We start from the raw sequence: 11653 nt of genomic DNA, 5'->3' as shown, positions 1-11653 counted from the left end.
AGCCTGCGCCGGGGTGCGACGGCGGGAGGCGGCGGGTCGGTCCGCCGCGGCATGGTTCAGAAGCGCAGCGACATGCAACTGACGCCGCCGTCGATCTTGCGGTATTCGGAGGTGTCCACCTCGATCACCCGGTAGCCGAGGCGGGCGATCTTCTCGCGGGTCCGGGGATAGCCGGCGGGCATGATCACCCTTTCGTTGACCCAGATGCAGTTGGCGGCGTAGGACTCCTCTTCGGGGATCTCGATGATGTTGAAGTCCTGGAACTCCGGCTTGCTGACGAACTCGCCGGCGGCCAGCAGGTTGTTGTGTTCCAGGTAGGCGAGCCCGGTCTTCAGGTGCAGGACCTTTTCCAGGCGCACCACCGAGCCGCTGAGGCCATGTTTCTCCAGGATCGCGATCATCTGCCGGGCGCCCTCGGCGTTGGTGCGGGCCGATTCGCCGATGTAGAAGTGGTCGCCGACCATCATGATGTCGCCGGCTTCCACCGTGCCGGGTGCCTCGATGCGCTCGACCTTGCCCGGATAGAAGCGCTGCACGGTTTCCTCGATGATCTCGGTCTCGCCGCGCCGCGATTCGGCGCCGGGGCGGGTGATGATGGCGCAGCGCGAGGTGCAGAGCACCGGGTCCTCGACGAACACCGAGTCGGGGAAGCGTTCGTCCGGCGGCAGCAGGGTGATGTCCACGTCGCAGGTCTGCAAGGCGCGGATGTAGGCGTTGTGCTGCTCCAGGGCCTTGGCGTAGTCCGGCTTGCCGAGGTGGCTGGAGGTCAGGCCGTCGACCAGGCTGCGGGCGGGCGTGCGAGCGATGATGTGCTTGAACATGACGATTTTCCTCGTGTGGGGACGACGAGGTCGTTGCAAGCCACGCGCCAGCCAACGCCCGGGAATTGCCTTGGAAATCCTTGATAAATCGGAGGATTTTCCTGGTTTTCCGAGGGCTTGGTTGATCCACGCCAAGGATGCTCGGTCGCGCTGCGTCGAAGATGGGTCAACTGACGAGATTTCGACATCCGGGAAACCGAGGGGGAGAGCATGGCGCTTGTCGAGGAGCCGACGATTTCCACGCGAAGCGGTGAACTGGCCTGGTTGGTGGACTGCCTGGCGCCGATTTTCGACGGCCTGCGGCAACCGGTCACGGTGGTCGACCCCTCCGGTCGCTTCGTCTACTACAACCGTGCCAGCGGCCTGCTCGATGGTCTCGACCCGCAGCGGGCGTTGGGTATGCACCTGTTGCAGAGCGCTCCCTGGCTGGCGGCCGAGCAAAGCACGCTGTTGCGTTGCCTGGCCGAAGGGCGGCCGTCGATCGATACGCTGCAGGCCTACGTGGGGGCCGGCGGCGAGCTGTTGCAGTATCGCCACCGGGCGATCCCGCTGCGCGGGCGCGACGGTTGCCTGCTCGGCGCGATGGAGCTCGGCGAAGTCGTCGCCGAGACCGAAGAGGCCGCAGGCCTGGCGGATTGCCCGAACATCCTGAGCGTGGCGCCGAGCCTGCTGCGGCAGTTGCAGCGTCTGGACGTTTTCGCGGCCACCGACCTGCCGCTGCTGATCCATGGCGAGACCGGCACCGGCAAGGAACTGTTCGCCCGTCGCGCCCATGCCCTGAGCCCGCGACGCAGCGGTCCGATGATCAGCCTGAACTGCGCAGCGATTCCCGAGACGCTGCTGGAAAGTACCCTGTTCGGCACCACCCGCGGCGCTTTCACCGGCGCCGAGAACCGCAAGGGCATGTTCGCCCTGGCGCAGGGCGGCAGCTTGTTCCTCGACGAGATCAATTCCATGCCGATGGCCATGCAGAGCAAGCTGCTGCGGGTCCTGCAGGACGGCAGCTACCTGCCTCTGGGCAGCCTGAGCCCGCAGCGGGCCGATGTGCGCCTGATCGCGGCGAGCAACCAGCCGCCGCGCCAGGCGATCGCCGAGGGACGCCTGCGCGAGGACCTGTACTACCGTCTGGACGTGGGCAGCCTGTGCATCCCGCCGCTGCGCGAGCGCCCCGGCGATGTGGAACTGCTGGCACGGGCGTTCGTCCGTCGCGATGCGCGCAGCCTCAACCCGCGTGTCACCGCTCTTGGCGAGCGGGCGCTGGCGCAGTTGCTGGCCTGCGACTGGCCGGGCAACGTCCGGCAACTGGAAAACGTGATCCGGCGCAGCCTGTTGCTGCACGGGGAGGGCGGCGCACTGCTGGATGAGGTGGCGTTCGCCGACGACGGCGCCGAGGCCGTGGGCGGCGAGGCCGCGCTCTCGATGAACAGCGCGGCGGTCGGAGGCCTGCGCGAGGCGCTGGCGCAACAGGAGCGCAACCTGATAGAAGACGCCTTGCGCCAGGCGCGCGGCAATCTCTCCCGGGCCGCCGCCCGGTTGCGGATTCCGCGCACGACCCTGCTCGGGCGCATGCGCCGGCTCGGCTTGCCGGCTTCCCTCGATCCGCCAGCCTGACAGGAGCCAACCATGGACAGCCACAGCCCGATCGCCACCGTCGCCCAGGCCCTGCGGCGCGCCGAACGCATCCTGGTCATCACTGGCGCCGGCCTCTCCGCGGATTCCGGTATGCCCACCTATCGCGGCCTAGGCGGTCTCTACAACGGTCGCACGGAAGAGGGCCTGCCGATCGAGGCGGCACTTTCCGGACCGATGCTGCGGCGCGATCCGGCGCTGTGCTGGAAGTACCTCGCGGAACTCGGCAAGGCTTGCCTGGCGGCCCGACCCAACGCCGGCCACGAAGCCATCGCCGAGTTGCAGAAGCACAAGCCGGAATGCTGGGTGCTGACCCAGAACATCGACGGCTTCCATCGCCAGGCCGGCTCGCCGGCCGAGCGGCTGATCGAGATCCATGGCGAACTGGCGCCGCTCTACTGCCAGTCCTGCGGTGCCGAGAGCGGCGGCCTGGAGGAGCATCTGCACGGCCAGTTGCCGCCGCGCTGCGCCGCTTGCGGTGGGGTGCTGCGGCCGCCGGTGGTGCTGTTCGAGGAAATGTTGCCGGAAGAGGCGATCGATACCCTGTACCGCGAATTGCGCAAAGGCTTCGATGCGGTGCTGGTGGTGGGAACCACCGCGAGCTTCCCTTATATCGTCGAACCGGTGCTGCGCACGCGGCAGGCGGGAGGCTTCACCGCGGAGGTGAATCCTGGCGTGACCGACCTCAGCGAGCGGGTCGATGTGAAAATGACAGGACGAGCCTTAGACATCATGCCGCAGGTGGTAAGTCACATTTATCGATAAAAAACTTGCATAGGATTGATCGAGAAGGCAAATTAGCCCGCTAGTAAAACTAATGAGACACGGTCGTGCCCATGCTTAAACGCTTAGCACCCCTCGTGCCCATGAGTTTCGTTCTGCTGCTGGCCGCTTGCGCCAGCCATTCGCCGGAGCCGCAGGTCGCCAAAGAGCCGACCGCAGCCAAGAGCAGCATCGACGTCGAACGCGACGCGATCGCTTGGCAGGATGTTGAGGACGAAGGGGCGGACAATTCATCGGCTGGTACGCCTGCGCTGGCGTCCAGCATCCTCGAGCGCGCTTTCGAACTGATCGGTACGCCGTACCGTTTCGGCGGTACGACGGCGAAAGGCTTCGATTGCAGCGGCTTCGTCGGCTACCTGTTCCGCGAGGAGGCCGGCATCAAGCTGCCGCGCTCCACCCGCGAACTCATCGATATGGACGTACCGCTGGTCTCCAAGGACGAGCTGCAGCCCGGCGACCTGCTGTTCTTCAACAACCGTGGCCGTGGCCGCGTCAGCCACGCCGGCATCTACATCGGCGATGGCCAGTTCATCCATTCCGCCAGCCGTCGCGGCGGCGGGGTGCGGGTGGACAGCCTGGACTCCAGCTACTGGAGCCTGAGCTACATGGAAGCCAAGCGGGTGCTCGAACCCGGCTACAAGGATGCCCTGACGAGCAAGCGCTAAACTTAAAGTTTTACTTTAAGTATTGCGTTTAACTCCTTGTCGTAGCAAAGTGGAAGCATTCCTCACCAGGAAGGCTTCCACCATGCATGCACTGGCCCGATTCTCGATCCTCGCCTTTGCTGCGCTGCTTACCGCCTGCGCCAGCAAAGCGCCGCCCCCCGCGCCCGCCAAACAGGTCGTATTCCGTCCGGCGACGAATTTCTCGCCCGCCGCCGACGATGTGCTGTTCCGTGCCCTCGGCCTGGTCGGCACGCCCTACCGCTGGGGCGGCAACACGCCCGATTCGGGCTTCGATTGCAGCGGCCTGATCAACTTCGTCTACCGCGACATGACCGGCATCAAGCTGCCGCGCTCGACCCGCGAGATGATTTCCATGCGCGCGCCCAGCGTGCCGGTGCAGGCCCTGCAGACCGGCGACCTGGTGTTCTTCGCCACCTCCGGTGGTCGCACCGTGAGCCATGCCGGCATCTACGTCGGCGAGGGTCGCTTCGTGCATGCGCCGCGCACCGGCGGCACGGTGCGCCTGGACAGCTTGCAGAACAGCTACTGGCAACGCGCGTACCTGGACGCCAAGCGCGTGCTGGTCGCGCCGTCGCCGTTGGCGCGGGTGCCCTGAGGCGGGGAGGTCCGGGGCCATCATGACCACCCGCACCCTCAATCTCGACGACAACCTCTATCGCTACCTGCTGGACGTTTCGCTGCGGGAAACCCCGCTGATGACCCGCCTGCGCGAGGAAACCGCGAAGCTGCCCAACGCACGCTGGCAGATCGCCCCCGAGCAGGGCCAGTTCATCGCCTTGCTGCTGACCCTGATCGGCGCGCGGCGGGCGCTGGAGGTCGGGACCTTCACCGGCTACAGCGCCCTGTGCATGGCTACCGCCCTTGGCGAGCAGGGGCGTCTTACCTGCTGCGACCTGCCCGGCGACTACCACCTGACTGCGCGCCGCTACTGGCGCGAAGCCGCTGTCGAGGAGCGCATCGAGCTACGCCTCGGGCCCGCCCTGGAAACCCTGCGTGCGTTGCTCGACGAAGGCCTGGCCGGGCAGTTCGACCTGGCCTTCATCGACGCCGACAAGGCCAACTACCCCGAATACCTGGAGGCCGCGCTGGCGCTGGTGCGCCAGGGTGGGCTGGTGCTTTTCGACAACGTGCTGTGGAGCGGCCGGGTGCTCGAAGCGCAGCCGAAGAGTGCGGATACCCGCGGCATCCAGCAGCTCAACCTGGCGCTGAAGAACGACGCGCGGGTGGACTACTCGCTGCTGCCGATCGGCGACGGGCTGAGCGTCTGTCGCAAGCGCTGAGCGAGGCTCAGCGCACGCCCCACGGCGGGCTGCCCAGGGCCTGCTGGAGAAACTGGACGAACAGCTTCACCTTCGGCGAGAGGGTTGCCGCTCGCGAATACATGGCGTAGATCAGGTCGTCCAGCGGCCGCTCCTGCGGCAGGGCCTCGACCAGCCGGCCGGCGGCCAGGTCCTCGGCGGCGATGAACAGCGGCAGCATCGCCAGGCCCAGGCCACGCACCGCGGCGTCGCGCATGGTCTGGCCGTTGTTGGTGTTGAAGCGTCCGCGCGGGGTGATCATCCGCGCCGGCTCGCCGGCCACCCGCGGCTCGAAGCTCCATAGCTGCGACGGGGTGTTGTGGCTGTAGCCGATGCAGGGATGGCAGAGGATGTCTTCGATGCGTTGCAGCGGGCCGTGCCGTTCCAGGTATTCCGGGCTGCAACACACTACCCGGCGGCTGGTGCCCAGTTGGCGGGCGATCAGCGAGCTGTCCTGCAGGCGGGTGATGCGGATCGCCAGGTCGTAGCCTTCCTTCTCGAAGTCGACGATCCGGTCGTCCAGTTGCAGGACCACTTCCAGGCGCGGGTTGCGCGCCATGAATTCCATCACCAGCGGCCCCAGCCAGAGCGTGCCGAAGCTCATCGGCGCCATCACCCGCAATTCCCCGCACAGGTCGTTCTCGCGCAGGGCCACGCTTTCCGCGGCGTTGTTCAGGTCCTGCAGCGAGGCCTTGGCCGACTTGTAGAAGAAGCCGCCGGCCTCGGTCGGCTCGACGTTGCGCGTCGAGCGGTAGAGCAGGCGCACGCCGAGGTGGCGCTCCAGGTCGCTGACGCGTTTGCTGATCACGGACTTGGACAGGCTCATGCGTTCGGCGGCGGCGCTGATGCTGCCCAGCTCGACCACGTTGAGGAAGGCCTGTATGTCTTCAAGGCGCAGGCTCATGGCGAATCTCGAAACAATCGGGAGGCAGACTGTCGCATGCGGGAGAACTCCTGGTAAGGGGATGCGCGCGTCGAACGTGCGGGAAAGACAATGGCAGGGCAAGCGTAGCGCGCCCGGGGAATGGCATTGTTCTCGTATCGAGAACACCGTTTTCGCATTTTACCGGGCGGTAAATCGCTGTCGCTGTCACTACTCTTGATGGGCGGCGTGCGCTCCCGAGACCGCCCATGCTTGCCTCCCAGGAGGCGCTTCGTTTCACACCGCGCGGCGACGGACGCCGCCCGAGACCGGAGAAACACCATGTCCTTCACCTACAAGCGACTCGACAAGAACGATGCGGCGGTGCTGTTCGTCGACCACCAGGCAGGCCTGCTCTCCCTGGTCCGCGATTTCAGCCCGGACGAGTTCAAGAACAACGTCCTGGCATTGGCCGACATCGCCAGGTTCTTCAACCTGCCGACCATCCTCACCACCAGCTTCGAGGATGGCCCCAACGGCCCGCTGGTGCCGGAACTCAAGGAAATGTTTCCGCAGGCCCCGTACATCGCCCGCCCCGGCAACATCAACGCCTGGGACAACGAGGACTTCGTCAAGGCGGTCAAGGCCACCGGCAAGAAGCAACTGATCATCGCCGGCGTGGTGACCGATGTCTGCGTAGCCTTCCCGACCCTCTCGGCGCTGGAGGAAGGGTTTGACGTATTCGTCGTCACCGACGCCTCCGGCACCTTCAACCCGGTGGTGCGCGACGCCGCCTGGGCGCGCATGACCGCCGCCGGCGCGCAACTGATGAACTGGTTCAGCGTCGGCTGCGAACTGCACCGCGACTGGCGCAACGACATCGAAGGCTTCGGCGCCATCCTCGGCGGCCACCTGCCGGCGTACGCCAACCTGATCCAGAGCTTCGGCACGAAGAAGTAAGCCGGCTTCGCCGCTGTCCCGGACACAAGGCACTCCGACCATCGGGTGCCTTGTGTCGTTTTCCGTCCAGGTGTTTTCATCGGAACGCCGCTTCGCCGGAACCCGAGGTTCCGGCACGCCCCCCATGCACAGGAGAAACCCCATGGCTACCCAGGTCGTCAACGCTTCCCTCGGCGCCACCCCTTACCGCGTGACCCTCGGCGACGACAGCCACCAGTGGCTGAGCGACGTGCCGGCCGCCCTCGGCGGCGGCGACAGCGGTCCCTCGCCGCACGAGATCCTGCTCTCGGCGCTGGGCGCCTGCACGGCGATCACCGTGGCGATGTACGCGCAGCGCAAGGAGTGGCCGCTGGAGGGGATCGACGTGCAACTGAACATCGTCGAGGAACGCACCAAGCCGGAGCCCTTCACCCATATCCGCCGCGACATCCGCCTGGCCGGCGATCTCGATGCCGAGCAGCGCCAGCGCCTGCTGGAGATCGCCAATGCCTGCCCGATCCATCGTGTACTCTCCGGAGAGGTCAGCGTCAGCAGCCAACTGCGCGACTGAACCCCGCACACACATCGAGGAGCACGGCATGAGCGACGACATCAAGGTATTGGGCATTTCCGGCAGCCTGCGCAGCGGCTCCTACAACAGCGCGGCGCTGCAGGAGGCGATCGGCCTGGTCCCGCCGGGCATGAGCATCGAGCTGGCGGACATCTCCGGCATCCCGCTGTACAACGAGGACGTCTACGCCCTCGGCTTCCCGCCCGCGGTGGAACGCTTCCGCGAGCAGATTCGCGCGGCGGACGCGCTGCTGTTCGCCACCCCGGAATACAACTATTCGATGGCCGGGGTGCTGAAGAATGCCATCGACTGGGCCTCGCGGCCGCCGGAGCAGCCGTTCTCCGGCAAGCCGGCGGCGATCCTCGGCGCCAGCGCCGGGCGTTTCGGCACCGCGCGGGCGCAGTATCACTTGCGCCAGACGCTGGTGTTCCTCGACGTTCATCCGCTGAACAAGCCGGAAGTGATGATCTCCAGCGCGCAGAACGCCTTCGATGCCCAGGGCCGGCTGCTCGACGACAAGGCGCGCGAGCTGATCCAGCAGCAGTTGCAGGCCCTGCAGCTATGGGTGCGCCGCCTGCGCGGTTGAATGCCTCGTCACCGGAGAGCCTGAACATGAGCAATACCGAAGAGCGTTGCGACCTGTCCTCCTCGCGGGACTGTCCGGAACGCCACGAACACCTGCTGCAACGGGTCACCGCGCGTGCCGCGGAAATCGGCGGCGGGATCACCGTCAGTCGGCTGATGCCGTCGCGCCAGCGGCGGATGATCGGTGCCTGGTGCTTCCTCGACCATGCCGGTCCCGCCGAATTCGAACCCGGCGGCGGCCTGGCCGTGGGCCCGCACCCGCACATCGGCCTGCAGACCTTTACCTGGATGATCCAGGGCGAGGCGTTGCACCGCGACAGCCTGGGCAACGTCCAGGTGATCCGCCCCGGCCAGGTCAACCTGATGACCGCCGGCCATGGCATCGCCCACACCGAGGAGTCACTGCCCGACGAGCGCCACGCCCACGCCGCGCAGTTGTGGATCGCGCTGCCCTACGAGCAGCGCGACATCGCCCCGGCCTTCGACCATCATCCCGACCTGCCGCGCTGGCAGGAGCAGGGGGTCACCTTCACCCTGCTGGCCGGCGCTCTGGACGGGCGGCAGGCGCCGTGCCGGCTCTACTCGCCGCTGCTCGGTGCCGACCTGGCCTGCCACGACGCCTCGACCCTGCAACTGACGCTCGACCCGCACTTCGAGTACGGCCTGCTGCCGCTGGAAGGCGGGTTGGAAGTGGGCGGCGAGCATTTCGCGGTGAACGAACTGGCCTACCTGGGCGACGGCCGCGACGGCCTGCAACTGCAACTCGACCCTGGCGCGCGGGTGCTATTGCTGGGTGGCGCACCGTTCGGCGCGGAGATCTTCATGTGGTGGAACTTCGTCGGCCACAGCAAGGGTGAGATCGCCCGGGCGCAGAAGGCCTGGGAGGAGGGGGATGCTCGCTTCGGCCGGCTCGACGCCCTGGAAGGGCCGCGCTTGAGCGCTCCGCCGATTCCCTGGAAGATCGACGCCGAGTGAGGTCGATGTGCCGCCGGGTGCCCCGGCGGCGTCCTCGAATGCCTGTCGGCGATCGTTGCGGACCTGCGGTCTGGCGATTCGCCGGCAGCGGGAAAACTTTCTGCACCCATCGCCGGTCAGAACTCGCCTATCGCATGCACCGAACAGGAAGTGAGCCACATGCAATTCGAACACCTGGTCCAGGTCAACGACCGGACGCTTGTCGACCTGCCGGTCCTCGACCGGCTGCAACTCTGGGAAGGCCTGGTCTGCCGTGCGCGCGAGCCACAGTATTTCGTCGTCGGCCTGGAGCGTTTCGAGATCCTCGTCGATGACGGCGACCGCCTGCACCGGCGCCTGTACCTGCCGGGTCTGGTGGTCGAGGACGAAGTCGTGCTGAAGGCGCCGGACAGTGCCCACTACAGCATCAAGCCGAGCGCCGAGGTGGCCGGCGGCAGCCTCGACATGACCATCGAGGAGCCGGAGCCCGGCTCGCTGTTCGTGCGTTTCGCCTACTGCACCCGCTACCTGCAGCCGCTGGGCGACGAACTGCCCTACGACGCCTTCGTCAAGCAGGCCTATATCGCCATGGATGTGGAGACCATCGCCACCATCCGCGACCGGTTCGGCGCCAGCGCCGCCAGCGGGAGTTGAGCGTGGAACACGGAAGCAGTTTTCTCCAGTCCGGCGTGGTCTTCCTGATCGCGGCGGTGTTCATGGTGCCGCTGGCCAAGCGCCTGCAACTGGGCGCGGTGCTCGGCTACCTGCTGGCCGGCGTGCTGATCGGTCCCAGCGTGCTGGGCCTGGTGGACAACCCGGAAAGCGTCGCGCAGATCTCCGAGATGGGCGTGGTATTGCTGCTGTTCATCATCGGCCTGGAGCTGTCGCCGCGGCGCCTGTGGGTGATGCGCAAGTCGGTGTTCGGCGTCGGCCTGCTGCAGGTGCTGCTGACCGGCGTGGTGATCGGCACCGTGGCCCTGGTCGGCTTCGACCAACCGGTGAACAGCGCGGTGGTGCTCGGCCTGGGCCTGGCGCTGTCGTCCACCGCCTTCGGCCTGCAGATCCTCGCCGAGCGCAAGGAACTGACCCAGCCCCATGGCCGCCTGGCCTTCGCCATCCTGCTGTTCCAGGATATCGCGGCGATCCCGCTGATCGCCATGATCCCGCTGCTCAGCGGTGCGCACAGCGACGCCGGCGGCAGCGAACTGACCCAGACCCTCAAGGTAGTCGGCAGCATCGCCGCGGTGGTGGTCGGTGGCCGCTACCTGCTGCGCCCGGTGTTCCGCATCGTCGCCCAGACCAAGCTGCAGGACATGTCCACCGCCACCGCGCTGCTGGTGGTGATGGGCACCGCGCTGCTGATGGAGCTGGCCGGCGTGTCCATGGCCCTCGGTGCCTTCCTCGCCGGCCTGCTGCTGGCCGACTCGGAGTACCGCCACGAACTGGAGGCGCAGATCGAGCCGTTCAAGGGCCTGTTGCTCGGCCTGTTCTTCATCAGCGTGGGGATGAGCGCGGACATCAGCCTGCTGCTCAAGTCGCCGTGGATGGTGCTCGGCCTGACCGTGCTGCTGATCGCCCTGAAGGCGCCGGTGCTGTACTTCGTCGGACGCATTTCCGGCGGCCTCGACAAGGCCTCGGCGCTGCGCCTGGGCGTGGTCCTGGCGGCCGGCGGCGAGTTCGCCTTCGTCGTGTTCAAGATGGCCCGCGACCAGGGCCTGTTCCAGAACGACCTGCACAACCTGCTGGTGCTTTCCATCACCCTGTCGATGGCCCTGACCCCGTTGCTGGTACTCGGCCTCGCGCGCCTGCTGGCGAAGGAGCCGGAGGCGACGAAGCCGCCGCCGGAAATGGAACGCATCGACAACGACGACACCCCGCGCGTGGTGATCGCCGGGGTCGGCCGCATGGGCCAGATCGTCGCTCGCGTGCTGCGCGCCCAGCGCGTGCCGTTCATCGCCCTGGACACCTCGGTGGAGACCATCGAGCTGACCCGTACCCTCGGCGCGATCCCGATCTTCTACGGCGACCCGATGCGCCCGGAGATCCTTCGCGCGGCCCAGGTAGAGAAGGCCGAGTTCTTCGTCATCGCCACCGATGACCCGGAGACCAACATCGAGACGGCCAAGCGCGTGCGCAAGCTGTATCCGCACCTGAAGATCATCGCCCGCGCGCGTAACCGCCAGCACGTCCACCTGCTGCTCGACGCCGGGGTCGAGCCGGTGCGCGAGACCTTCTTCTCCAGCCTGGAGATGAGCCGCATGGTGCTCTGCGGCCTGGGTCTGAGCGAGGAACAGGCGGACGCGCGGATCCGTCGTTTCCGTCGGCACGACGAAGAGGTCCTGGCCTCCCAGCACCTGTTCTACAACGACCGCGACGCGCTGATCAAAAGCGCTCGCGAGGCGCGGGTCGAGCTGGAGACGCTGTTCCAGACCGACCAGCTGGAAGACCGTGGCGCGGTAGCGGCGGAGACCCCGGAGAAACCTTCCCGCGCCTCCTAGCGCCCGACCCATGCCGGTACGCCGGCA

General features: G+C 66.9%; 13 protein-coding genes. 11 read left to right on the top strand and 2 right to left on the bottom strand.

Annotation, left to right across the window (positions count from 1 at the left end):
- Positions 1-56 precede the first annotated feature (56 nt).
- The gene (ddaH, locus tag HMPREF2716_RS16095; RefSeq protein WP_003086612.1) at positions 57-821 is read right to left on the bottom strand and encodes a dimethylargininase; all 765 of its coding nucleotides are present in this window, start codon (positions 819-821) and stop codon (positions 57-59) included.
- 210 nt (positions 822-1031) lie between these two features.
- On the opposite strand from ddaH, the gene ddaR reads away from it, so the two are divergent.
- The 5 genes from ddaR (at position 1032) to HMPREF2716_RS16070 (ending at position 5199) form a co-directional block, all read left to right on the top strand.
- Positions 1032-2432 carry a transcriptional regulator DdaR gene (gene ddaR, locus HMPREF2716_RS16090; RefSeq protein ID WP_003112458.1) on the top strand — a complete coding sequence of 467 codons (1401 nt, stop codon included), beginning with the start codon at positions 1032-1034 and terminating at the stop codon, positions 2430-2432.
- Between the two features lie 12 nt (positions 2433-2444).
- The gene (locus HMPREF2716_RS16085; RefSeq protein WP_003112457.1) at positions 2445-3215 is read left to right on the top strand and encodes an NAD-dependent deacylase; all 771 of its coding nucleotides are present in this window, start codon (positions 2445-2447) and stop codon (positions 3213-3215) included.
- A gap of 65 nt (positions 3216-3280) precedes the next feature.
- Positions 3281-3898, top strand: a complete 618-nt coding sequence (locus tag HMPREF2716_RS16080) for a C40 family peptidase (protein WP_003082470.1) — start codon at positions 3281-3283, stop codon at positions 3896-3898.
- Positions 3899-3980: 82 nt separating this feature from the next.
- Positions 3981-4514 (top strand): C40 family peptidase, encoded by a 534-nt coding sequence (locus HMPREF2716_RS16075; RefSeq protein ID WP_003082473.1) that lies wholly within the window; start codon positions 3981-3983, stop codon positions 4512-4514.
- Positions 4515-4536: 22 nt separating this feature from the next.
- Positions 4537-5199 carry an O-methyltransferase gene (locus tag HMPREF2716_RS16070; protein ID WP_003086626.1) on the top strand — a complete coding sequence of 221 codons (663 nt, stop codon included), beginning with the start codon at positions 4537-4539 and terminating at the stop codon, positions 5197-5199.
- Positions 5200-5206: 7 nt separating this feature from the next.
- Here HMPREF2716_RS16070 and HMPREF2716_RS16065 read toward each other — a convergent pair whose 3' ends face one another.
- Complete coding sequence (locus HMPREF2716_RS16065; protein WP_003082475.1) at positions 5207-6121, bottom strand: LysR family transcriptional regulator; 915 nt, start codon at positions 6119-6121, stop codon at positions 5207-5209.
- Positions 6122-6421: 300 nt separating this feature from the next.
- Here HMPREF2716_RS16065 and ycaC point away from each other — a divergent pair, with 300 nt between their 5' ends.
- The 6 genes from ycaC to kefB all read left to right on the top strand — a co-directional run bounded on the left by ycaC (position 6422) and on the right by kefB (position 11626).
- A complete protein-coding gene (gene ycaC / locus HMPREF2716_RS16060; protein ID WP_003082476.1) occupies positions 6422-7039 on the top strand; it encodes an isochorismate family cysteine hydrolase YcaC in 618 nt (205 codons plus the stop codon).
- 142 nt (positions 7040-7181) lie between these two features.
- The gene (locus HMPREF2716_RS16055) at positions 7182-7589 is read left to right on the top strand and encodes an OsmC family protein (protein ID WP_003140490.1); all 408 of its coding nucleotides are present in this window, start codon (positions 7182-7184) and stop codon (positions 7587-7589) included.
- A gap of 28 nt (positions 7590-7617) precedes the next feature.
- Entirely contained in the window at positions 7618-8175 is a 558-nt protein-coding gene (locus HMPREF2716_RS16050) for an NAD(P)H-dependent FMN reductase (RefSeq protein ID WP_003082483.1), read from the top strand.
- Between the two features lie 26 nt (positions 8176-8201).
- Positions 8202-9149 (top strand): pirin family protein, encoded by a 948-nt coding sequence (locus tag HMPREF2716_RS16045; protein WP_009315491.1) that lies wholly within the window; start codon positions 8202-8204, stop codon positions 9147-9149.
- A 159-nt stretch (positions 9150-9308) separates the two neighbouring features.
- The gene (locus HMPREF2716_RS16040; RefSeq protein ID WP_003082488.1) at positions 9309-9782 is read left to right on the top strand and encodes an SRPBCC family protein; all 474 of its coding nucleotides are present in this window, start codon (positions 9309-9311) and stop codon (positions 9780-9782) included.
- A gap of 2 nt (positions 9783-9784) precedes the next feature.
- Positions 9785-11626, top strand: coding sequence for a glutathione-regulated potassium-efflux system protein KefB (kefB, locus tag HMPREF2716_RS16035; protein WP_003086638.1), 1842 nt, complete (start codon positions 9785-9787; stop codon positions 11624-11626).
- The last annotated feature ends 27 nt before the right edge of the window (positions 11627-11653 follow it).

It is taken from the genome of Pseudomonas sp. HMSC076A11, from assembly GCF_001810205.1.
Classification (GTDB): Bacteria; Pseudomonadota; Gammaproteobacteria; order Pseudomonadales; family Pseudomonadaceae; genus Pseudomonas; species Pseudomonas aeruginosa.
Note: the sequence above shows the minus strand (reverse complement) of the source record. Positions and strands in the feature narration are given on the sequence as shown.